Origin of the sequence: Methylobacterium brachythecii (assembly GCF_014196345.1) — a bacterium.
Taxonomy (GTDB): Bacteria; Pseudomonadota; Alphaproteobacteria; order Rhizobiales; family Beijerinckiaceae; genus Methylobacterium; species Methylobacterium brachythecii.
This window is the reverse complement of sequence record NZ_JACIDN010000013.1, coordinates 15,883-38,135: the sequence shown is the minus strand read 5'-3', so window position 1 is coordinate 38,135 and position 22,253 is coordinate 15,883. Positions and strand designations below refer to the sequence as shown.

20 protein-coding genes and 1 pseudogene are annotated in these 22,253 nt (G+C 64.5%); 7 read left to right on the top strand and 14 right to left on the bottom strand.

What is annotated here, in order from left to right:
- Window positions 1-103: 103 nt before the first annotated feature.
- Window positions 104-337 (bottom strand): DUF6894 family protein, encoded by a 234-nt coding sequence (locus tag GGR33_RS24755; protein WP_183513389.1) that lies wholly within the window; start codon window positions 335-337, stop codon window positions 104-106.
- 144 nt (window positions 338-481) lie between these two features.
- Between GGR33_RS24755 and GGR33_RS24750 the strand changes: the two genes are divergently transcribed.
- Window positions 482-754, top strand: a complete 273-nt coding sequence (locus GGR33_RS24750; RefSeq protein WP_183513388.1) for a hypothetical protein — start codon at window positions 482-484, stop codon at window positions 752-754.
- Between the two features lie 675 nt (window positions 755-1,429).
- Here the strand turns inward: GGR33_RS24750 and GGR33_RS26345 are convergent.
- From GGR33_RS26345 to GGR33_RS24735, 4 genes and pseudogenes are all read right to left on the bottom strand, one after another.
- On the bottom strand, window positions 1,430-1,717 hold the full coding sequence (locus tag GGR33_RS26345; RefSeq protein ID WP_284211970.1) for an SOS response-associated peptidase: 288 nt from the start codon (window positions 1,715-1,717) through the stop codon (window positions 1,430-1,432).
- 49 nt (window positions 1,718-1,766) lie between these two features.
- Window positions 1,767-2,042: pseudogene (locus tag GGR33_RS26340) on the bottom strand (SOS response-associated peptidase family protein).
- Window positions 2,043-2,407: 365 nt separating this feature from the next.
- Window positions 2,408-2,662, bottom strand: coding sequence for a hypothetical protein (locus tag GGR33_RS24740; RefSeq protein ID WP_183513387.1), 255 nt, complete (start codon window positions 2,660-2,662; stop codon window positions 2,408-2,410).
- Window positions 2,659-3,435: a COG4280 domain-containing protein gene (locus GGR33_RS24735; protein WP_183513386.1), complete on the bottom strand. Its 777-nt coding sequence runs from the start codon at window positions 3,433-3,435 to the stop codon at window positions 2,659-2,661. The genes GGR33_RS24740 and GGR33_RS24735 overlap by 4 nt, the downstream gene beginning before the upstream one ends.
- A 150-nt stretch (window positions 3,436-3,585) precedes the next feature.
- Between GGR33_RS24735 and GGR33_RS24730 the strand changes: the two genes are divergently transcribed.
- The 6 genes from GGR33_RS24730 to GGR33_RS24705 all read left to right on the top strand — a co-directional run bounded on the left by GGR33_RS24730 (window position 3,586) and on the right by GGR33_RS24705 (window position 9,167).
- The gene (locus GGR33_RS24730) at window positions 3,586-4,434 is read left to right on the top strand and encodes an SIS domain-containing protein (protein ID WP_183513385.1); all 849 of its coding nucleotides are present in this window, start codon (window positions 3,586-3,588) and stop codon (window positions 4,432-4,434) included.
- Window positions 4,435-4,473: 39 nt separating this feature from the next.
- Window positions 4,474-5,253, top strand: a complete 780-nt coding sequence (locus GGR33_RS24725; RefSeq protein WP_183513384.1) for a COG4705 family protein — start codon at window positions 4,474-4,476, stop codon at window positions 5,251-5,253.
- Between the two features lie 228 nt (window positions 5,254-5,481).
- Window positions 5,482-6,453, top strand: a complete 972-nt coding sequence (locus GGR33_RS24720; RefSeq protein WP_183513383.1) for a helix-turn-helix domain-containing protein — start codon at window positions 5,482-5,484, stop codon at window positions 6,451-6,453.
- Window positions 6,454-6,637: 184 nt separating this feature from the next.
- Complete coding sequence (locus GGR33_RS24715) at window positions 6,638-7,741, top strand: catalase family protein (RefSeq protein ID WP_183513382.1); 1,104 nt, start codon at window positions 6,638-6,640, stop codon at window positions 7,739-7,741.
- A gap of 225 nt (window positions 7,742-7,966) precedes the next feature.
- Entirely contained in the window at window positions 7,967-8,773 is an 807-nt protein-coding gene (locus GGR33_RS24710; RefSeq protein ID WP_246413449.1) for an alpha/beta fold hydrolase, read from the top strand.
- A 229-nt stretch (window positions 8,774-9,002) separates the two neighbouring features.
- Complete coding sequence (locus GGR33_RS24705; RefSeq protein ID WP_183513381.1) at window positions 9,003-9,167, top strand: hypothetical protein; 165 nt, start codon at window positions 9,003-9,005, stop codon at window positions 9,165-9,167.
- Between the two features lie 133 nt (window positions 9,168-9,300).
- Here the strand turns inward: GGR33_RS24705 and GGR33_RS24700 are convergent, their stop codons facing one another.
- The 9 genes from GGR33_RS24700 to GGR33_RS24660 all read right to left on the bottom strand — a co-directional run bounded on the left by GGR33_RS24700 (window position 9,301) and on the right by GGR33_RS24660 (window position 22,236).
- The gene (locus tag GGR33_RS24700; protein WP_246413448.1) at window positions 9,301-12,477 is read right to left on the bottom strand and encodes an efflux RND transporter permease subunit; all 3,177 of its coding nucleotides are present in this window, start codon (window positions 12,475-12,477) and stop codon (window positions 9,301-9,303) included.
- Window positions 12,474-13,940, bottom strand: a complete 1,467-nt coding sequence (locus GGR33_RS24695) for an efflux RND transporter periplasmic adaptor subunit (protein ID WP_183513380.1) — start codon at window positions 13,938-13,940, stop codon at window positions 12,474-12,476. Before GGR33_RS24695 ends, GGR33_RS24700 begins: the two co-directional genes overlap by 4 nt.
- Window positions 13,937-14,347: a FixH family protein gene (locus GGR33_RS24690; protein ID WP_183513379.1), complete on the bottom strand. Its 411-nt coding sequence runs from the start codon at window positions 14,345-14,347 to the stop codon at window positions 13,937-13,939. Before GGR33_RS24690 ends, GGR33_RS24695 begins: the two co-directional genes overlap by 4 nt.
- A 1,655-nt stretch (window positions 14,348-16,002) precedes the next feature.
- Window positions 16,003-16,737, bottom strand: coding sequence for an ABC transporter ATP-binding protein (locus tag GGR33_RS24685; RefSeq protein WP_183513378.1), 735 nt, complete (start codon window positions 16,735-16,737; stop codon window positions 16,003-16,005).
- Window positions 16,730-18,508, bottom strand: a complete 1,779-nt coding sequence (locus GGR33_RS24680; RefSeq protein ID WP_425488815.1) for a branched-chain amino acid ABC transporter ATP-binding protein/permease — start codon at window positions 18,506-18,508, stop codon at window positions 16,730-16,732. The genes GGR33_RS24685 and GGR33_RS24680 overlap by 8 nt, the downstream gene beginning before the upstream one ends.
- Window positions 18,509-18,521: 13 nt before the next feature.
- Complete coding sequence (locus GGR33_RS24675; protein WP_183513376.1) at window positions 18,522-19,355, bottom strand: branched-chain amino acid ABC transporter permease; 834 nt, start codon at window positions 19,353-19,355, stop codon at window positions 18,522-18,524.
- A 52-nt stretch (window positions 19,356-19,407) separates the two neighbouring features.
- Entirely contained in the window at window positions 19,408-20,565 is a 1,158-nt protein-coding gene (locus tag GGR33_RS24670; RefSeq protein WP_183513375.1) for a substrate-binding protein, read from the bottom strand.
- A gap of 45 nt (window positions 20,566-20,610) precedes the next feature.
- Complete coding sequence (locus tag GGR33_RS24665; RefSeq protein WP_183513374.1) at window positions 20,611-21,456, bottom strand: nitrilase family protein; 846 nt, start codon at window positions 21,454-21,456, stop codon at window positions 20,611-20,613.
- 174 nt (window positions 21,457-21,630) lie between these two features.
- Window positions 21,631-22,236, bottom strand: a complete 606-nt coding sequence (locus tag GGR33_RS24660) for an ANTAR domain-containing response regulator (protein WP_425488814.1) — start codon at window positions 22,234-22,236, stop codon at window positions 21,631-21,633.
- Between the last annotated feature and the right edge of the window lie 17 nt (window positions 22,237-22,253).

Below are 22,253 nucleotides of genomic sequence, written 5' to 3'. Positions count from 1 at the left end.
CTTGAGCCCGGTTTTTCTTTGTCCGACAGAGACGTTGTCTCAGCTAAGTGACCTTGCTCTCTAATTCCGCGGAAGCGACCTTGTGCAGCAAATGCATCGATGACTAGCCGGCGACCTCAATCTGGCAGACGAGGCGGATGGTCAACACGACCGCATCGCCCGTATTGCGAACGCTGACGACAAGTAAGCCGCCTGCGCCGAGGTTTTCCGGGTCTTTGGCGTATTTGGCTGCAATCTGAATGGCTTCCCGGCGCGCGGCCTCAATATCGGGCAGCTGACGGCCGATATCATCTCGCACAGATATGCCATCGTGAACGTCAAAGAAAAAATTCGTCATTGCACTCAGCCCCTTTTCGGGGAAGCCAACCGCCTACCAATCAGTTGGTTGCCACTAATTAACTCATACCAGCACTGCAACTTTGTAATTTCTATTCTGTTGTAGCCTCTCACGGCCTCTCGGTCGAAGATTTTGGACTACCCCATGGATCACGAGCGCGGCGATAAAATAGCGCAGGTTCGCGAGCTGATTTTCCGCGCACGAGCGGCGCTTCAAGACGGTGACAGCTTCCGACTGCGCGTATTGCTCGACATGCTCCATATTGAGATTGAGATGGAACGGACATCAAAGGGCCGGATCGGCTCGCCTGCCAGCCGGGCAAATCTGATGAAGGGCGGCCTAGTTCTCGCCAGTTTGATCGGGGTAGCGACAGGGATCGATGCCCTCGATCTCCTAGGTATCGACTTCATCGCATGACGAAAAAGCCCGCCACGGCGAACCGGGCGGGCTTGAGAAGTCTTGGCTCGGCCGATCGGGGTGAGGCTCCGCCGCTTCAACGCATACCAGCGGTGCTGATGGCGCGTTGTAGCTGGCAGGCCGCATCTCACAGAAAAGCCCGCTCCAGCTTTCGCCGGGCGGGCCAAGGTGCTTAGGGAGGAAGGCGGAGTGCGTGCAAGCGTCGCTCCAGACACAACAAAGCCCGCACCGGGGAGTTCAGCCGGGCGGGCTCTGAAGCCGGACCACCTTATCCAAGGGGCAGGACGGCGGACCCAGGATCGGTGAACCTCCGCCTCGAGAGGCGGTTCGGCCCGGGTCGCCGCGCGCGTTGACGCAGGGTGCCATCATCACCTCGTCAGGCTTCTCGGGCACGAACCGATAGGTCTTCGAATTGAAGGACAAGTGCGCCTTGGCAGAGGACTTAGTCGCCTCTAGGTGACCACCATGGAAAAGCTCGAAGCCCTTCTCGCACGCCTGAAAGCTCGTCAGCGCGAGCTAATCATGGAAGCGGCCGAGCTGAATATAGTTCCAGCTGCTCCTACGCTTCGACAAATCGCGGAACTGCAGACCGCAATTACGGCGGTTCTGGCCGTTTCCGCGGGGAACAATAATCTGGCCGAGAAGGCTTTCGGCATGCTCTGGTCGCCGCGGCTCTTAGGCGGCTTCCTCAATCAAGGTTGGGTCATCGTCATTGCCGACCTTGTTTACCCGCCTCGACACCGGCCGCTCCTTCAGCGCGCTCTCCTCGGCCGGTCTCAGAACCTCGATTTCGGCCGAGCCGTCGAGCCAAGAGTCGATCTGCTTGCCGTCGAGGATCACCGGCATGCGGTCGTGATAGAGCTCCATCCAATCCGATGGCTCTGTGACGACCATCGTGCAGGACAGCATCTCCTCGCCCTCGGGATCGCGCCAACGGTCCCAGAGCCCCGCGATCGCCAGCACGGGTGCGCCATCGGCCGCCGTGAAGAGATGGGGCTCCTTGTCACCCTTCTTAACTGGTCCACTCGTAGAAGCCGCTTGCCGGGATGATACAGCGTCGCTTCTTGAAGGCGTCGCGGAACATGGGCTTCTCGGCCACGGTCTAGGCGCGGGCGTTGAAGGTCGCTGGTACGCTCTTGAGCGGCTTCTTCCCCCATACCGGGACGAGCCCCCAGCGCATCGGAACGATCGTGCGCCCATCGTCGCCCTGGCGGACAACCTCGACCGTTGTCGTCGGTGCGATGTTGTAGCGGGCGCGCAGGTTTCGCCGTGGGCCGATGATGCTCATCGCCTCGTGGATCTGGGCCCAGGTCGGGTATTGGGTGAAGCGTCCACACATCCGGGCAGTGTGACTCGCGCCAGGGCGCGTAGCCAGACCTCACAATCGTACCGAGGCAATCCCTTTGGTGGTCGGTGATCCAGTTGGGTGGTTTTGCGACTGTCTGCTTTGGGGCGCTAAAGCGGCAAAGTGGACGTAGTGCGCGCAGTGTGCGCTGTTACTGCCAAATTCGGCGGCGAACCGCTTTCCATGGGACCTTTTTTGCAAAGTGTCTGATGGATCAGCGGTTTGCGCTCCGTAGTACCGCCCGTGTGCCAGTGGCTCCGCTGAACACCTGCGATGGTAAGCCGATAGCTAAGTCCATCGCCGCAGCTTCACTGGAGCGGCGCTGGCAACGGAGGGATTGCATCGCCGGCATTTGCCGCCGCTCTCGAGCGGCGCATCACGCTTTCGAGAACGATCGTGCCGAGCCCGACGAAGAACATGGTCGGGACCCAAGGGCTAGGCGACAGGATGAAGTCGGAGAGCAGCCAAACCAACGCGATCCAGACGACTACGGCTAAAGCAAACCCGACGTCATCGACGACCAGACCGCCGAGCTCATGGACGATGGTCTTGATGGCGTTCATCGGGATGCCTGGCGAAGGGCCACGGAGAGATGGGCCGACGCGCAGCGCCGGCAAAGCGGCACGGCGACGGCAGCAACGAGGAAAAATCCGAACATCAGTCCGAGGATCGACCAATCGGCGCCCGGCCAGGTCAACCCGATGCCTTCTCCAACCCAAAACGTGCCGAAAGCCGCAAGCAGCACCCCGACCGAGAACTTGAGCGTATTCTCCGGCACCATCGACAGAGGACGGTGCAGGACGATTCCGAGGATTACGACCAACACCAGCGCGGCCGTTGCTCCGATGCTGGCCGGCACAAGGAGGCCCATGCCGCCTGCGCCCACGGCGATCACGATGAACACGACCTCCAGGCCTTCGAGCATGGTGATCTTGAAGGCGGTAGCGAGAGCTACAGGATCCCAGGGTCCGCTTGCCAGCCCGGTCGATTGCAGGGTGCCGGTCTCTCTGGCGTAGACCGCGACCTCGTCATGAAGGGGAATGACCCCAGCCGCTCGCAGGATCGCCTTGCGGAGCCAGCGCAGTCCGAACAGCAGGAGCAGGCCGCCGACGACCAACTGCACGTCCTGCAGGGGAATGCGGGTCAGGAGCGGCCCGAACAGCCCGACGATGACCAGAAGGACCGCGATCGCCGCGCCGGCTCCAGACAGGGCGCTCTTCCAGCCTCTTACCGCGCCGACCGCCAGCACCACGGTCAACGCTTCGACGAACTCGACGATAGAGGCGAGGAACGCGGCCAGGACCGTGGGCCACACATGCAGCCAATCGACCACCATCCTAGACCTTCCCGCTGCCCGGCGAGCTCCACAACCGGGCTTGCCGACGTCAACGATTGTAGTTAACACTACCATTGTCAATATCATATTTGAATTGGCTACAGAGGCATTGGTGTCTCGGAGCCGTTCAAATCTGGAGGGATCGTGCCTGTGGCGGATGCGTTCGGCGATACGGTCAGGCGCCTGGCGCCATCGCTGTCACCGGCCCTGGCTCGGGTCGCGATCTACCTCGACCAGAACCGTGCGATGGCCCTCGCGAACTCGGCCCTGCAGATCGCGGCGCACCTCGGAACCTCGGACGCGACCGTGATCCGGACGGTCCAAGCGCTCGGGTTCGACGGGCTGCCCGATCTCAAGCAGGCGCTTGCAGCCGGACTGGACGAACAGCGGTCGCCGGCGACGAATATGCGCCGCACCCTGGCGGAAGCCGGTACGGACACGTCGAAAGCCATCGCCGCCGTGCTGAACGCGCATCGCGAGGGAATGGAGGCTTTGCAGACGGAGGGCGGCCAGGCGGCCATCCTCGCGGCCGTCACCGCCCTGCATCCGGTAGCCCGGATCGCAGTTTTCGGGATTGGGCCATCGGCGCATCTCGCCCAGTACATGGCTTTCCAGCTGACGCGATCGGGCAGGCAGGCCCTCCTGCTCGATGCCACCGGGTGGGCGCTGGCCGACAAGCTCCTCGGCCTGCGGCAAGGCGATGCCGTCGTCATGCTCGCCTACGGCAAGCCCTACCGCGAGGCGCAGGCTGCGATGGGCGAAGCCCGCCGCCTCGGTCTGCCGGTGGTCCTGGTGACCGACACGGAGAGTAGCGCCATCGCTCGTCAGGCTACGGTCGTGCTGCTCGCCCGACGCGGCCGCGCCAACCAAGTCGCGCTTCACGCTACGACACTCGCCGCGCTGGAGGCCGTCATCCTCGGCCTGACCGCGGCCGACAGCGACAACGCCCTCCAACAACTGGCCGACCTCGACCGGCTCAGGAAGCTCGTCAGCCCCTGACTGTACTCACTCCGCCGTACCCCGAAGGAACCCACAACCATGACAGAAAGCAGGAACGGTATCGAGGCGAGCAAGGTCCCCGAGATCACGCTTGCATTCTGGGCGATCAAGATCGTCGCGACGACACTCGGGGAAGTCGGCGGCAATGCCGTCACCCTGACCCTGGGGTTGGGTTACCTCGTCGGGACCCTCATCTTTGCGTCTTTCCTCGTCGTAGCCGTAGTCGCGCAGATCCGGGCCAAGCGGTTCTACCCGTCCCTGTACTGGGCGGTCATCACGGCGACGACGCTCGCCGGTACGACGCTTGCCGACCTTTTCGACCGCTCGCTAGGCATCGGCTATCTTGGCGGATCGCTCTCTCTGTTCGCCCTCGTGCTCGCCTCGCTCGGCATCTGGTACCAATCCGAGGGAACGGTTGCTGTCGAGACGGTCGCCACTCCGAGGGTGGAGGGCTTTTATTGGCTGACCATCATGTTCTCGCAGACGCTCGGCACCGCTTTGGGCGATTGGATGGCCGACGATACCAGCCTCGGCTACAACGGAAGTGCACTGCTTATCGGTGCCGCCCTTGCGGTCACGGCGGCCCTCTACTTCTACACCAAGGTCTCGCGCACGGCCCTATTTTGGGCGGCCTTCATCCTGACGCGGCCGTTGGGCGCGACGATTGCCAATTCGCTCGACAAGCCCGCTGCCCAGGGCGGCCTAGCTATCAGCGACCTGACCATCTCGGCCGTCCTCGCCGCAATGATGATCGCGTGCGTCCTGCTCATCCCACAGCGTCCGGGTCATCATCCCGTCGCACAAGGCCGGACGGTCTGAGCCCCGCAGTGGAGGCGCCGAGACGGAGAAAATTCCCTGATGCCCGCTCCAGTTGGTCGCTCTCCGGACACTGGTGCCGGGCTAATAGCGAAAGGGACGTCCGCTATCGGGAACTGCGTGGTCACTCGCGTACGGCGAGGTTGGGTCGAAAGCAGCGTATCAGCTTCGCCGCCACATCCGCTCGAAACCGTTGGGGGTTTTGTCAGTGGTGACGCATAGTCCATCACCATGGGAGCCGACCTTCTCGACCGCCTTCTCGTCACGCTCGCAGTGCGACTGCGCTCGTTCTCCGTTTGCACCATACAGCGCGGATGGCGCCTGGGTTTCAGCCCGTTTGAAGCGATCACCGTCCATTACGTGCTGCGCGGAACCGGGAGCCTCCGGGTCGGGCAAGGCCCGTGGCGATCCTTCGCGCCGCATACCATCATCGTCGTGCCGGCTCGCCATTCGCACAGCCTCGGCGCCGCCGAGGATTGCATCGGTGAGGTCCGCGCCGAGGATCACTGCGTCCTCCACGGTGACGGCATGATCTCCTTCACGGCCGGTGACGGGAGCCCCGATGCGCTGTTCGTGTGCGGCCAGATTGCCGACACCCACACCGGTGCGATGGGTCTGTTCGAGCTGTTCCAGGCCCCCATGGTGGAGACCTTTCCCACCGATCCGGCGCTGCACTACGCCTTCGAGCTCATGCTCGCCGAGGTTGTAAGCCCCAATCTCGCGACACAGGCGATGACGGAGGTGCTGATGAAGCAGTGCCTCATCCTCCTCCTGCGCCGCCAGCTAACGGTGAGCGATTTCACGTCCCCGATCCTGGCGGCCCTGCAGGACCCGAAGCTCGCCCGCGCCGTCCTGGCGGTCCTCGAACAGCCAGGCGCGCACTACTCCGTCGAGGGTTTGGCGGCCCTCGCGGGCATGGGCCGGACCAGCTTCGCCGAGGCGTTCGCCGCGGCCTTCGGGCAAGGCCCGATGGAGTTCGTCCAGAGGGTCCGCCTCCGGATCGCCTCCCGTCTCCTTAGCGGCACTGACCTACCGGTTAAGGTCATCGCCGCCAGCGTCGGCTACGCGAGCCGGAGCGCATTCAGCAAGGCGTTCGCGATCGAGTTCGGGACTGCGCCTAGCCATTTCCGCATGGTGGGCGGAATGGACGAAGGCGAACCGGAGCGCATCGAGAGCGAGCCTCCGGACACCGAGCCAACCTGATCCCATCACGACGCCGAGTGGCCCCGTCCCGGTGCTCCAGCGTTCGGATCACGTCCGCGAGCGTTCAACCGGACCAAAGCCATCGGAACCGTCGAGGTCGGGTGATCTTGGCCACCGAGAGTGGGTGAGGACGAAAGGTGACCGGTCCCCGGTCGTTCCATCGCTCCCGCCCCAAGGAACGATCATGGTCGATGCGCGTGACTTCTATCTTCGCTACAGCCCCGACGTCGAAACCGTCGCCGACGACGAGGCCGAGACGGCGAAGGGCCTGATGGAGACGATGCGGTCGGTCAGCGAGAAGACTCTGGCGGACGGTGGCCATGCGATCCGCAGCGTCCACGCCAAGAGCCACGGGTTCCTGGAGGGCGAGCTTCAGGTGGCATCGGGGCTAGCGCCCATGCTGGCCCAGGGCCTGTTTTCCAAGCCGGCGACCTATCCCGTGATTATGCGGCTCTCGACGATCCCCGGCGACATCCTCGACGACAGCGTCTCGACCCCCCGCGGCCTCGCCGTAAAGATCATCGGTGTCGAGGGCGAGCGGCTGGAAGGGTCCGAAGGTGACGTCACCCAGGACCTCGTGTTGGTCAACGGACCCGCCTTCGGCGCGCCGACGCCGAAGGCCTTCCTCGCCACCCTGAAATTGCTCGCGGCCACGACCGACAAGGCAGAGGGTTTTAAGAAGGTCGTCTCGGGCGCCATGCGCGGCCTGCAGGAAATCATCGTCGCGACCACCGGTGGGCCCAACGCCACCGTCGCCACGATGGGCGGCCAGCCCGAGACCAACATCCTCGGCGAGACCTTCTACAGTCAGGTGCCCGTGCGCTTCGGTGACTACGTCGCCAAGCTATGCGTGACGCCGGTTGCGCCCGAACTGACAGCCTTGACCGACAAGCCCTTGGCGGAGAACGGAGGCCCAAACGCCATACGGGCGGCGGTCGTCGAGTTCTTCCGTGCGAATGGAGGGCTTTGGGAAGTCAGGGCGCAACTCTGCACCGGCCTCGACGATATGCCGGTCGAGAACGCCGCCACGGTCTGGCCCGAGAGCGAGAGTTCGTACCAGACCGTGGCGCGGATCCGGGTGAAGCCGCAGACGGCCTGGAGCGAGGCCCGATCGAGCGCGGTCGACGACGGCCTGTCGTTCAGCCCCTGGCACGGGCTAGCCGCGCATCGGCCCCTCGGCGGCATCATGCGCTCGCGCAAACAAGCCTACGAAATGGGCAAGCGTTTCCGCGCCGAGCGGAACGGTCATGCCATCGCGGAGCCGCGTGAGGCGGTCAACCTGCCGTAGCGTGCGATAGGGCGCGACGATCTCGGTACGAAATGAGGAACGGCGGGGCTGGCTCGGCAAGCGCCAGCCCGGCCAAGGGTCTTGTACTGATCGCCTTTGGGGTCACCGAATTCTTCGGAAGCCCGCTCGGCATCGAAGCGTCGGATAGGGTTGGCCCGCGGATCTGACAGGCGCTCCCTGCCTGACCAGCTGCGACGGACCAATGTTCGGACTGCGGCCTGAACATTGAAGGACAATGCCGTCATGCTTCTACATTTTGAGCGCCTCGGCACGGGCCGGCCGCTACTGATGGTCCATGGGCTGGGGTCCAATCTCCGAACCTGGGATCCGCTCTTGTCCGCATTGCGCGGCTCGCGCGAACTGATCTTGGTCGACCTGCCGGGACATGGCAGATCGGCCCCGCTCGCGGGTCGGCAGACGATGGAGGCCCATGCGGACGCCCTCGCCAGCTTCGTGCAGTCGCAAGGCCTGACGACAGCGGACCTTGTCGGCAGTTCGGTGGGGGGCCGGCTGGTGCTAGAGCTGGCGCGGCGGGGCATCGGTCGGCATTGCGTGGCGCTTGATCCCGGCGGTTTCTGGCGCGGGTGGGAGACACGCTGGTTTCACTGGACGCTCGCGGCATCAATCCGCCTGGTGCGGTTGCTGCGCCCCTTCCATCCCGGCCTGTCGCGCCACGCCGTCACCCGCACGCTGCTGCTAGCCCAGCTGTCGGCCCGTCCGTGGGTACTGCCACCGCAGCTTGTTGCGGAGGAGTTGCAAAGCCTGGCAGCCACACCGGTGTTCGATGCGATGCTGCTTGAGCTGGCACGCGGGCCGTTGCAGCAGGGCTCGGCAGAGACCCCTGGCCGGGTCACCATAGGCTGGGGCCGCCAAGACCACCTGCTTTTGCCAAGCCAGGCTGCACGCGCCCGGGTAGCCTTCCCGTCGGCCCAGCTGCACTGGTTCGAGCGCTGCGGCCACTTCCCGCATTGGGATCAGCCTGTCGAAACGGCGCGCGTGATCCTTGAAACGGTTGGGAAGAATGCACCTTGAAATAACTTGTCGCACACGCGAGCCCGCGGTCTTCCACGGGTCGGTCACGGAACGCCCCCCTCAGGGCGAAGCGTCAGGGTCCGCGCTTCAACCCCAGCCGAAGTTGCGCGACGGCTGACAAGCGACCGCTTTGGAGAGGCGCAATCAGCGGTTTCGGCGTCTTGGTTGGGTCGAAAGCAGACCAAGACCTTGGGTACCCCCGTCAGATTCCGACCTGCAGTGGAGGAACATGCGCATTTCGATGTTCACCGCCCTGGCCTTTGCCGCCGTGGTTGGCGTCTCAGAACCTGCCGCGGCGGCGGCGCTGCCCGTTGGTCCGGCGGCTCCCGGCGCCGTCGAGTTGGTTCAGCACCACTATCGTTTCCGTCCGCGCCATCACCATTACGGCAGGTAGGGTCACCATCATCACCGATGCTGGCATAACTACCGCTTTTAGGAGTGGCCGCGACCTTCGGCATTGATAGCGAGAGCCGACATGTCGAAGGTTTTTCTGCGCAGTAGCTATTTTGGCACCGAGACATGGGCGCTCAGGCCAAGCCTTGTTTCGTCCCAAGAGGCGGTGTGATGGCCGAGGATTTGGTCGGTTCCCAGACCGTCGATAGGGCGCGACCCTTCACGAGGGCGTAAACCGCTGGGATCACGACGAGGGTCAACACGGTCGATGAGACCATTCCGCCGATCATCGGAACGGCGATCCGCTGCATGACTTCGGAGCCCGACCCGGTGCTCCATAGAATAGGCAGCAGTCCGGCCATGATCGCGACGACCGTCATCATCTTCGGCCGCACCCGCTCGACAGCGCCGATCATGATGGCCCGTTGAAGGTCCGCTCGGGTCAGAGGCCGCCCCTCGCGTTCCCGTTCGGACCGGATCTCGGCCAGCGCGTGGTCGAGGTAGACGAGCATGATGACGCCGGTCTCAGCCGCGACGCCGGCCAGGGCGATGAAGCCGACGGCGACCGCCACCGACATGTTGAAGCCCATCCACCACATGAGCCAGACGCCGCCGACCAGGGCGAAGGGCAGCGACAGCATCACGATGAGGGTCTCGGTCAACCGTCGGAAGTTGAGGTAGAGGAGCAGGAACACGATCAGGAGCGTCAGGGGGATCACGATCCTCAGGCGCGCCGTGGCTCGGTCGAGGTACTCGACCTGCCCACTCCACTGCACGAAGGTGCCCTGCGGCAGGGCCACCTCACTGGCGACCGCCTGTCTCGCCTCGGTGACGTAACCCCCGAGATCGCGGCCGGCGACGTCGACATAGATGAAGATCGCAAGCTGCCCGTTTTCGGTGCGGATCTGCGTCGGGCCCCGCGTCAGCTGCACCTTAGCGACTTCGCCGAGCGGCACCGTTCCCCCGCTCGGAATCGGGACCTGGACCTCGTTCGCGATGGATTGCGGGTTCGATCGGAAGGCTCGAGGGTAGCGCAGGTTCACGGTATAGCGTTCGCGGCCCTCGACGGTGTTCGTGACGCTGTCTCCGCCCAGCGCCATCGCGATGACGTCCTGCACGTCGCCGACCGTCAGGCCGTAGCGCCCCAGGATCTCGCGGTCGGGGGTGATGTCGAGAAAGTAGCCGCCTTGGACCCGCTCGGCATAGGCGCTCGACGTACCGGGGACTGCCTTCACCACGGCTTCGACCTGTCGGGCGACGGCCTCCATCGCGACCAAATCCGTGCCGAGCACCTTGATCCCGACAGGCGTCCGGATGCCGGTCGAGAGCATGTCGATGCGTGCTCGGATCGGCTGGGTCCAGGCGTTGGACACGCCGGGGAATTGCAGAGCCGCGTCCATCTCGGCCCGCAAGCTCGCCGTCGTCACCCCGGGGCGCCAATCGGTCTTCGGCTTGAGGTTGATGATGGTCTCGAACATCTCCGAGGGAGCGGGGTCCGTCGCGGTGCCGGCGCGGCCTGCCTTGCCGTAGACCGATACCACTTCGGGGAAGGATTTGATGATCCGGTCCTGGGTCGCGAGGAGTTCGCCGGCCTTGGTCACCGAGATGCCGGGCAATGTGGTCGGCATGTACATCAAGGTGCCCTCGTCGAGTTCCGGCATGAACTCCGATCCCAGCCTGCTCGCGGGCCACACCGTTGCCGCCAAGACGACGAGGGCGAGCAGGATCGTGAGGACCCTCGCCTGAAGCACGCCGGCGATCAGGGGGCGGTAGAGGAAGGTCAGGAGCCGGTTCACCGGGTTGCGGTGCTCGGGCACGATCCGGCCGCGCACGAACACCACCATCAGGGCCGGGACCAGGGTCAGCGAGAGGATCGCCGCCGCCGCCATGGCGAAGGTTTTCGTATATGCGAGCGGCCCGAACAGCCGTCCCTCCTGGCTCTCCAGCGTGAAGATCGGCAGGAAGCTGACGGTGATGATGAGGAGCGAGAAGAACAGCGACGGGCCGACCTCGTTCGCGGCCTCGATCAGGATCTCGGTCCGGGGCTTTCCGGGTGACGCCCGTTCGAGATGCTTGTGGGCATTCTCGATCATGACGATCGCCGCATCGATCATGGCGCCGACGGCGATGGCGATGCCGCCGAGGCTCATGATGTTGGCGCCGAGCCCCAGCGCCTTCATGCCCGCGAAGGCCATCAGGATGCCGACCGGCAGCATCAGGATGGCCACCAGCGCGCTGCGCACGTGGAGCAGGAACGCAACGCAGACCAGGGCGACGATGACGCTCTCCTCGATCAGCGTGCCCTGGAGGGTCTCGATGGCAGCCTCGATCAGGTGCGAGCGGTCGTAGACCGGCAGGATTTCCGTGCCCTTGGGCAAGCTCGCGGCGACCTCGGCGAGCCGGGCCTTGGCGCTTTCGATGACGGTCAGGGCGTTGGCGCCGAACCGCTGCAGGATGATGCCTCCGGCGACCTCGCCGTCGCCGTTCATTTCGGTGATGCCGCGGCGCTCGTCCGGGCCGAGTTCGACCCGAGCGACGTCCTTGACCCGAAGCGGCGTGCCCGCCTCGGTCTTGAGGACGATGCTCTCGATGTCGGCGACGCTCTTGAGGTAGCCCCGTCCTCTGACCACGAACTCGAACTCGGACAGCTCGACGGTGCGGCCGCCGACATCGGCATTGCTCGACCGGATGGCGTCGCGCAGCTTGGAGAGGGTGATGCCCTGCGCTCGCAGGCGGTTCGGATCGACCACGACGTTATACTGCTTGACGAAGCCGCCGACGCCCGCGACCTCGGCCACTCCCTCGGCGCGGGACGCGCCAAAGCGCACGACCCAATCCTGGAGGGACCGGAGCTCGGCCAGCGTCCGCTCCTTCGCGACCACCACGTATTGATAGACCCATCCGACCCCCGTTGCGTCGGGGCCCAATGTCGGGGTCACCCCCGCCGGCAGGCGCTTGGCCGCCGTGTTGAGATACTCGAGCACCCGGGAGCGTGCCCAATACGGGTCGGTCCCGTCCTCGAAGATGACGTAGACGAACGAAACGCCGAAGAACGAGAAGCCCCGCACGACCTTCGACTTCGGCACCGTCAGCATCGCGGTCGTCAGCGGATAGGTGACCTGATCCTCGATGACCTGGGGCGCCTGACCCGGATACTCGGTGTAGACGATGGTCTGGACGTCGGAGAGGTCGGGGATGGCGTCGAGCGGCAGGGTCTTCAAGGCGTGGAGCCCGGCTGCCACGGCGAAGACGGTGCCGATCAGGACCAGCACCAGGTTTCTCGCCGACCAGGCGATCAGGCGGCCGATCATGGCGTCTTCCCCTCAGCCGCCGCCTGCGGTCCCGGATCGGGCTTCGGCTCCGATAGTCCCTGAAGGGCAGCCTTCAGGTTGCTCTCGGCGTCGATCAGGAAGTTGGCCGAGGTGACGATGCGATCGCCGGCGGCAATGCCGTCCCGGACCTCCACGTAACCGTCGCCGCGCATTCCCATCCTGACGGGGCGAGGCTCGAAGCGGCCGTCACCCTTGTCGACGAGCACGACCTGCTTGGTGCCGGTATCGATGACTGCGTCGTCGGGAACCGCGACCACCGCCTCGCCGGTGCCCGTGGTGATCTCGGCATCCGCGAACATGCCGGGACGCAGATCGCCGTTCGGGTTGGGGAGTTCGATCCGAAGACGGGCTGTCCGCGTGCCCATGGCGAGATGCGGGTAGATCCGCGTCACGGTTCCGCCGAAAGCCCGATCGGGGAAGGTTCGAACCCGCACCGTCGCCTTCTGCCCTTCGGCCACGGCCGCGAGATCGCGTTCCGTGATGTCGACGAGGACCCAGACACGGCTGTGGTCCACGAGACGGAAGAGGGTATCGCCGGATTTCGCACGCATGCCGTCGGAGACGTTGCGCTCCACGACGACGCCGTCCCGGGGCGCCGACCAGGTGATGGTCGCCGGTACTTTCCGTGTGCGCTCGATCTCGTCGATGGCCTCGGACGGAATGCCAAGGTTTTCCAGGCGTCGGCGTGCACCCTCGTAGCCGATGCCGGTGAGATACTGCGCCGCCGCGGCGTTCATCTCGGGCGAGAACAACCGCAGGAGAGGCTGCCCCTTGCGGACGTGATCCCCGGTGGTGACGGCTTCGACTTTCTCGACGAAGGCGTCGGTGCGCATCGCGATCACGGAGATCCGCCGCTCATCCTCCTCGATTGCGCCGGGCGCTCGCACCGGCATCGACAGGACACGGCGCTGGGCAACCTCTGTACGGACTCCCGTGCGCTGAAGCTTGCCGGGCGAGATGCTGACCGTGCGGTCGCCGCTGTCCTCGCCCTCGTAGACGGGGAGGTAGTCCATCCCCATCGAGTCCTTCTTCGGTGTTGGCGAGGTGTCCGGCAGCCCCATCGGATTACGATAGAAGCGGACGCGTCGTGTCCCACCCGCCGGGGCGGCCGATGCTTCCATCGGTGCCTCTGGCTCCTCGGCCTCGAACCGAACATCCTCGCTGGAATGCACGGCACGGAAGGCCCGCCCGTCCGCCGTGGAGGTCGGCCCGAGCGAGTAGGCCGGCCTTCCGTCAGGGTCCTGGTAGTAGACCACCGGACCGGTCGCCCTGACGGGGCGCGCTTCCGGCCCCGTATTCGAAGAAGCTTCGTGCTGGGCGATCCCGAGCCGCAGCCGTTCGATGAACGCCGGCATCGGACCGGCGTCGTGCCCAGCCCAAAAGCCGGCGCCCCCCGCCGCGAGCGCGGCGAAGGTCCCGGCCACCCAAGCGGACCAGCTCATTTGACGGCCTTCAGGACCAGCTTGCTCTCGACGGATCCCGTCTCGCCCTGCACCTTCGCCCCGAGCGAAAGCCGCCATCCGCCGGCCATCGAGAGCTTCGTCCTGAAGCGGTAGATGCCGGGTTCGGTCGAGGGGATCTGTTCGATTTTCGAGGCCATTTCCTCCATGCCGTCCGGCGCCATGTCGACGCGCTTGGCGAAGATCACGGCATCGGGCACCGGCTTGCCGGTCCGTTTGTCGACGAGGCGAACGGACAGGTCAGCCTCCCCGACCCTGGCCTCCTGCTGCACGAGCTGGAACTCGTAGTCCTTTATGTCGGCTCGCGCGGGGCCGGTCATGTTCATGCCGACCATGGCGAAGCCGAACAGCGCAGCCGCACGGGCGCGCGTGAAAACGATTTTGGTCATGGATGCTGTCTCCTGAACGCGATGGATGGCCACGCGCGGACGCGCGTCACCGTGCCGGCGCTTGCGCCGGCGGCATCGGGTTCAGGATCGAGGGGGCTCGGGCGAAGGGGCCTGCGCGAGGCTGTCGAAGTCGGCTGCCACGCTCCAGGTGGGTCCGGTCACGACGCCGATCCGCACTGGAAAGCCGAAGCCGGTCGGAAGGCCCGTCGCGACTTTCGCGAAGCAGAGCGCCAAGAGAGGGCAGCTCTTGGAGCAGTCCGGTGCGGCAGGCCTGTCGGGCGGGCAGCAAGGCATCTCGTCCATGGCGGCCACTGCGCCGCTCGCTTGACCGTCCGGCATCGCCATCATGTGACCTGGCATGCTCATGGGCGCGCGCATTCCCATGGCGGCCGCGGATGTGGCCGAGGGCGAGAGGGCCAGGCTGACGACCGCGAGAAGCGGGAGCAGCCGCCGTAAGGCGAGCCAGAACGTCACGAAACCATGATGCCAGTTATCGAGATCAGGATGAAGCGTGCTGCTTCAATCGCGGTCCGACAGGTGCCGGAGCGGGCTGGGTAGCGCTTAACATTGTTGGAAGGTCAAGAGGCAATATGGGCCGCATATCGGCCACTCTAGCAGGTGCGCCATAAAGCAATGGCAAACGATACCGACGAGGCGGCCGACACCGTCACATCGGACCTCTTCAAGGAGGGCATGCGCGTCGACAAGTAGCTGTGGTTCCTCGAAGCGGTATCTGTGCCACATTGAGCACAGTCGTAAGTATTATAGCAATATCATATCTTGATCAGTTGCAAATCTCACCAATCGATTTATGTTCTGATTTAACATGTAAAAATCATAATCCTCGTGATCGTTTGTTGGTGATCAAGAGCTAGCACCGCATCATGACTTGCATTAATTCTCACCGGATCGAGATCGCTGAAGATCCGGTCAATCCGCTATATTATCGATGGCAGATTTTTCAGGACGGAAAGCTTCTCGATCTGTCAGGGTTCGCCTATGCAACAGCCCGATCTGCTAAGGAGGCTGCGCAGGTGGCGCTTAAATGGCATTTGATCTTGGAGCCGCTCCGATCTCGTCTCGACATGAGCGGGTTTCACCCTCAGCACTGACTCTGATCCGCGCCGCTCGAAAGCGGCTGAGAGCAGGTGCAGCATCTATCGCGCGAACTGGTCTAGCCGGATCCCCTGCCTGATGAGGTTCATCACCTCTTGGAGTCAAAACATCTTCTGCATGCGCCAATGAGCGCCCGATGTGTCTTTCTTCACGCGCCGCTCATCCAGCTGCCCGCAGACCCTTCGATCGCAGCCTGATCGAAACCAGCAAGACCTGTGCGAGCCCCATCAGGAGTCGGCATCGCGCCAGATTGTCGGCAAATCGCGCTATCTGAGCTTCCGTACGATTCCATTGCGAGCACTGCTTCGGAAGACTATTACTCTTCGATCAAAGATCAAAGCCATGCGGCCGGTGCACTTCTGCATCAACGTCTGCTATCGCAGATCGTAAATGCGAAAGCGGCCGTTCCGCTTTCGGCCAGAACGCGCCACTTCTCGCCGCCGCCAGACGCCGTAAGTAGAACTTAGATTAACGCCGGTAAGCCGACAACTGACGCCGCGCCCGATGGCGATGTCATGATCTCGCAGGCAAATATTGAATTACACGCTGAGGTGTCTCAGAACACGCTCACGTTCGTTCGGCTCGGCTGGCCCCTCGTCATCGATCTGACCGAGTTTGAGCACCGCCCAGCGGTCAGCAACCTTGAGCGCAAAGTCGAGATTCTGTTCAACGAGCAGAATGGTCACGCCGCTTTTCTTTCGCTCGTTGAGCAAAACGGATGCGATCTTGTCGATCACGGAAGGCTGCAATCCTTCCGTGATTTCATCGATAAGGAGCAGGCGCGGCCGCAACATCAGGGCACGCGCGAGGATCAGCATCTTCTGTTCGCCGCCCGACAGCGTGCCTGCGTGCTGCGCAAGCCGGTCCTTCAGAAAGGGAAAGTAGCCGAACACGCTTTCCAGTGCTGCCGGAAGCTGCCTGTCGCTCGCGATCGCCAGCCGGAGATTGTCCCGGATCGACATGTCCTGAAAGAGCGGCTGCTCCTGGGGGGCGTAGCCGACGCCCAGCGCGGCGAGCTTCGAGGGCGCGAGACCGACGACAGAGACGCTGTCGACTGAGATCGCACCGCCGCGAAGGCCGATCATGCCAAGGATCGTCTTCAACGTCGTCGTCTTGCCCATCCCGTTTTTGCCGAGCAGGGCAACGATCTCGCCCGGTCCCACATGCAGGGATACGCCCTTCACCACGGAGATCGCGCCATAGCCGCTGACGACGTCTCGCAGCTCCAGTTCGCCGCCCATCCCTGGTTCAAGCCTGCGCGCCGCCTCAGTCATGGCCGCCTCCCGAATAGATGGTCTTGACCAGTTCCGAGCCGACGACCTCGTCGACCGTCCCGTCGAGGACGAGGCGGCCCTGGTGGAGCACGACGATCCGTGAGGAGATCTCGCGGACGAAATCGAGATCGTGTTCGACCAGCACCGCGGCGATGCCGAGATCGCTCGTCAGCGTCTTCAACACCGTGCCGATGGTCGTGCGCTCGGCCTTGGTCAGGCCGGCGGTCGGCTCGTCGAGCAAGATGATCCGGGGCTCGAGCGCCACCACCATGGAGAGTTCGAGTGCCTGTTTCTGACCGTGTGACAGAAGCCGCACCGAGGTTCCGAGCAGGCGGTCGAGCCCCGTCATCCGCATGACGTCGAGCGCAGCCTGCGGAAGGCTCAGCGTTCCGGCCTGCCCAACGAGGCTGAGCCCGTCCTGAGAGGCGCGGGCGAGCAGCAGGCATTCGGCCACCGTGAGGCTTTCGAAGACGCTTGCGACCTGGAACTTGCGTCCAACGCCGAGCGCGACGATCCGGTCAGGCGCAAGGCCCGCGATCGGCGCGCCGTCAACCGTGATGGCGCCCGAGATCGGCTCCGTCCCGTCGCTGAGGCAACGCATCAGCGTGGTCTTGCCGGCCCCGTTTGGGCCGACGAGGCTAACCAGTTCGCCCGGCCGGATGGCAAGGTCGATATTCTCGAGCACCTTGAGGCTGCCGTAGGACTTGGCGAGGCCGGAGACGGTCAGCAGTGGGTGTTCCGACGCGACCTGGATTGGTTTCGGCGGACGTGCGACGAGCCTCGGTGCTGTCTCCTCGGCGCCCTTGGATGGCAGGACAGCGAAGGCCCGCTTCGCGATCTCGGCCAGACCGCCTGGCAGCAGGATGATCACCGCGACGAAGGTCGCACCCAGCAGTAGCTGCCACAGGAACGGCAGGTCTCCGGACAGGTTGGCGCCGAGATAGTCGATACCGATCGTCCCGAGCACGGGGCCGAGCAGCGTGCCGCGACCGCCGAGTGCGACCCAGATCACCAGCTCCGTGCCGAACAGAAAGCCTGCATTCTCCGGGGCGACCACGCCGCTCGCATTGGCGAAGACGAAGCCTGCAAGGCCAGCGACGCCCGCTAGAACGGTCGTCATCACGACCTGTAGTCGCTTCGGGTCCAGCCCGAGATAGGCGCAGCGCGCGTCGTTGTCGCGCACAGCGACGAGGGCGCGGCCGGCATCGGAGCGGGCGAAGACCCAGGCCGCAAGCGTCACCGCCACCATGACGATCGCGGCGAGCCGGAAATAGCCCTCGATCTCGAAAGGCAGCACGTCGAACCCGACGAGCCCGCTGCTCGACCCAGTCCACTCACCCCCGGAATAGATCAGCTGGACAACGACAATAGGCACGACCAGCGAGACGACAGAGGCGTAGAGCGCCGTCGAGCGGTGGTAGAAGGAGAGCCATCCCACCGCGAGACCGAGCGCCGCCGGAACGGCAACGGCGAGCCCTAGGGCGGCCGCCATCCATTGCGGCGCGCCGCCGTACTGGCCGAGCAGCATCGCCGCCGCATAGGCGCCGATGCCGAAGAAGGCCGCCTGCCCGAAGGTCAGGGCACCCATAAAGCCCCAGAGCAGATCGACGGTCACGGCGAGGACCGCGTAGATCATCGAACGCGTGAGCACGTTGGTCGCGAACGGGTCAAGAACCGACGGGGCGACCCACAAAGCTGCCGCCGCAAGCGCAGCGACGAGGATCGGTGCAGCACTGGACAGGCGCCAGCGGCCGGGCGCGGCAGTGGCCAGGGCGGGGGCATCGTTACGCACGGGCAAATCCCTTCGGGCTGACACGCAGCACGAGTGCGGCGAGGATCGCGATCGCGATGCTTCCGAGGATCGGGCTGACGAAGGTGCTGATCAGGACCTGAGCCGCCCCGAAGAGCAGGCAGGCGATGGCAAGCGCGAGGAGCGATCCGTTCGCAACCATGACCAGCATGAAGGCGCCGATAAGCCAGCCGACGCCCATGGTGGGGTCGACGCTGGTGAGCGGCGTCAGCAGCACGCCAGCGAGGGCCGCGAGTCCCGCGCCGATCATGAAGGTGATCAGCCTGACGCGGGCCGTGTCGATGCCAAGGCCCCGCGCCAGCGTCTCGTTCATGATGACCGCGCGTGCCGAGAGGCCGAGCCGCGTGCCCTCCATCGTCGCCGCGAAGGCGACGCCGATTACGAGCGCCGCAGCGAGCGCCACGAGCCGATAGGCCGAATAGTCAGTGCCGAGCACGGTAACGGTGCCCGATAGGAGATTGGGCGTGAACTGCACGTCGCGGCCGAAGCCGAGCGTGATCAGCTGTCCGATAACGATGCCGAGTCCCCAGGTCGCGAGGATCGCGTCGAGCGGCCTTCGGTAGAGCGGGCGGATGATGAATAGTTCGGCGAGCCCCCCGAGCGCGCCGCCGACCAGAAAGGCGAGTGGCAGGGCCAGCCAGGGATTGAAGCCGAGTTGCGCCGTGACCACCGCACAATAGGCTCCGATCGTGAGCCACGCCCCATGGGCGAAGTTGATGATCTTCAGCACGCCGAAGATGGCGAGTAGTCCGATGGCGACCACGAACAGGATCGCAGCCGTGGTCATGATGTCGAGGATCAACAGCATCACACCCTCCTGATGTCCGATGAGGGCCGGCCCGATTGCGGGCCGGCACGGATCAGTTCAGCTTCGGGCACTGATCGCCAGGATCGACATTTTTGAAGGTGCCAACGACGTTGACCGCGCCGTCTGCCTGAACCTGGCTGAGATACATGGTGAGCGGCGCGTGGTGCTGCTTGCTCATGGTGATCACGCCGCGCGGACCGGTGAAGCTGACGCCCGGAAGCGCCTCGATCACCTTCGCGGTGTCCGTGCCCCCCGCTTTCTCGACAGCGGCCTTGTAGAGGTAGATGGCCTCGTATTGCGGAACAGAGAGATCGTTGGGCGTGCGCAGGGCCTCGCCGAACTTCGCCTTCATCGCGGTGAGGAAGGCCTTGTTCTCTGGGCTGTCGATGCCGGTCACGTAGGAGGCGGACAGGTATACGCCCTCCGCGTCCTTGCCCATGCTCTTGGCCGTGCCTTCGTCGACGGCGAGATTGGCGAAGGGCAGCGAGACGCCTGCGCCGCGCAGCTGCTTCGTCAGAGTGACGTTAGGCGCGCCGCCGGCCGTCGAGGTGACGAGCGCATCGGGCTTGGCCTCCTTCAGTTTCGAGATGATGGACGTCCAGTCGCTGCCGTCCATCGGCAGATACTCTTCCCCGACGACTTTTCCGCCGGTCTTCTCGATGTAGCCCCGCGCGAAAGACAGCATCCCGCGCCCGAAGGCATAGTCGCTGCCAATGAGGAAATAGGTCTTGGCGCCCTTGTGCTTGTTGAAGGCATCGACGACGGGCGGAACCTGCTGCTCCGGCACCCAGGCATCGACAAACATGTTCTTGTTGCAGGATTTGCCCTCGTAGAACGAGGTATAGACGTACGGCTTGCGTCCCTTGGTGATCGCCGGCAGTCCGGCATTTCGCGCGGCGCTCGTCTCCATCGAGATCAGCACATCGACCTTCTTCGCATAGATCAGCGAATCGAAGGCCTTCTGCGCGCCGGCCGCTCCCGAGCCGTCGTCGGCGATCTCGAGCGCGAGCTTGCGGCCGAGCACGCCGCCGGCCTTGTTGATCTCCTCGACCGCGAGTTCCGAGGACTGCACGACCGACGGCGCGACGACGCTGTTCGCCCCGGACAGACCGACCGGCACCCCGATCAGGATCGGCTTTTCCTCCGCCGCGGCGACGGTGACGCCAGCCGCAAGCGCGACGGCGACGCTGAAAAGAAGACGTGTGGACATGAGTTCACTCTCTCGATGGAGGAATTGACGGGGTCGGCTCGGCGCTTAGCCGTAGACGTCGACGCGACGGTCCCTGAGGACCGAATTGAACGTGCTCAGCTCCTTGCGGGCGGCGTCGCCGAGATCGACGCTGGCGGTGACCGTCTCCGGCCGGTCGCGGCTTGCGGGTCCCGCGATCGTCCAGCCCTTGGGGCCGATGATGAGGCTCTGACCCTCGAAGGGCTGGCTGCGTTCGACACCGATGCGGTCCGCGCAGGCGATGAAGATGCCGTTCGAATGAGCCGCCGCCCGGTGGAGCGTGTTCGCCATCGCCGCCTCGCCCTCGGGCTGGCCCGGCATCGGCACCCAGTTCGTTGGGACGCAGACGATCTCGGCGCCTCCGAGCGCGAGTTGCCGGAACGTCTCCGGGAACCAGCCATCGTAGCAAATGGCGACGCCGAGCTTGCCGATCGACGTCTCGAAGACAGGAAAGCCGAGATCGCCCTTCCGGAAGAAGAGGTTCTCGCGGTCCCATAGATGCGCCTTGCGGTAGACGCCGATAGGACCGTTCGGGCCGGTTAGCAGAGCCGAATTGAAAAGCGCGTCTCCGGCCCGCTCGGTAATCCCGGCCACGATGTGGATCCCGAGTTCGATAGCGAGCGCGCCCCACGCCTCGGAGGTTGGGCCCGTGGGGACCTCCTCTGCCAAGGCGGCCGCCTCGTCGGTCGACTGGAACACATAACCAGTATTTGCAAGTTCCGGCAGGACAACGAGCTTGCTTCCCGACGCGGCCGCCGCGCGGATCAGCTCGCAGGAGCGCGAGACATTTCCGGCCACGTCGCCGAAAATCGGCTCGAACTGAATACAGGACACCTGTAATCGCGGGCGAGCGGGATCGTTCGCTTGGACCATGACAGCTCCAAAACGCAAAAAAGCCCCTGGCCGCGGACATCGTCCGCAATCCAGAGGCTTCAAAGCCAAGATGTTGAGCAGCAATCCTGCTGCAGGGCAACACTGCCCTATCTCTTTACAGTAACATCGGTCGACTGAGATGCAAGCCGACAATCGCGCCAGCGATTGCCGGCGTTATGGGCGCTTCGCCAATGAAATACTCAGGCCGAGGCCGCTCATCGCCTCATGCGCGGAGACGACGCTTTCCGCCACGGTCGTCAGAGTCATGCGAGCGCCCGTGGCGCGATCGCGCAACAGGCGATAGGCGGCCTCCTCGTCGAGCCCGTTGAGCTCGGTGATGACGCGCACAGCCTTTTCAACCGTCCGGCGCCCCTTCATGGTCTCCTCGAGCTTCTCGATCTTGTTGGCGAGCCGGTTCTCGTAGCCACGCCGGTACCACGCTAAAGCGAACTGGCTGAGCACCCCGCGCGGCCTGAGCGGCTTGTTCAGCACCGCATGCGCGTTGAAGTCGACGAGGGCGTTGAGCGAGGTCGGACTCTCGTAGGTCACGATCGCGATCACGGCGGGACGGATTTCCTCGATCGCCCCGACCAGATGCGTGACGTCGAGATCGTCGAGCTGGACGAAAAGCGTGTCGATCTCCGGAGGCAGCGTCGCCGGCGGCGGCCACGCGATCGAAACCTCGCAACCGAGCCGGCGAAGCTGATCCACCAACGCCGAGCCTTCCTCGTCACGCGGATGAACGACGAGGGCGCGGGCCCTGCGCAGATCGTCGAGCATCTTGCGGGGCTTTCCGC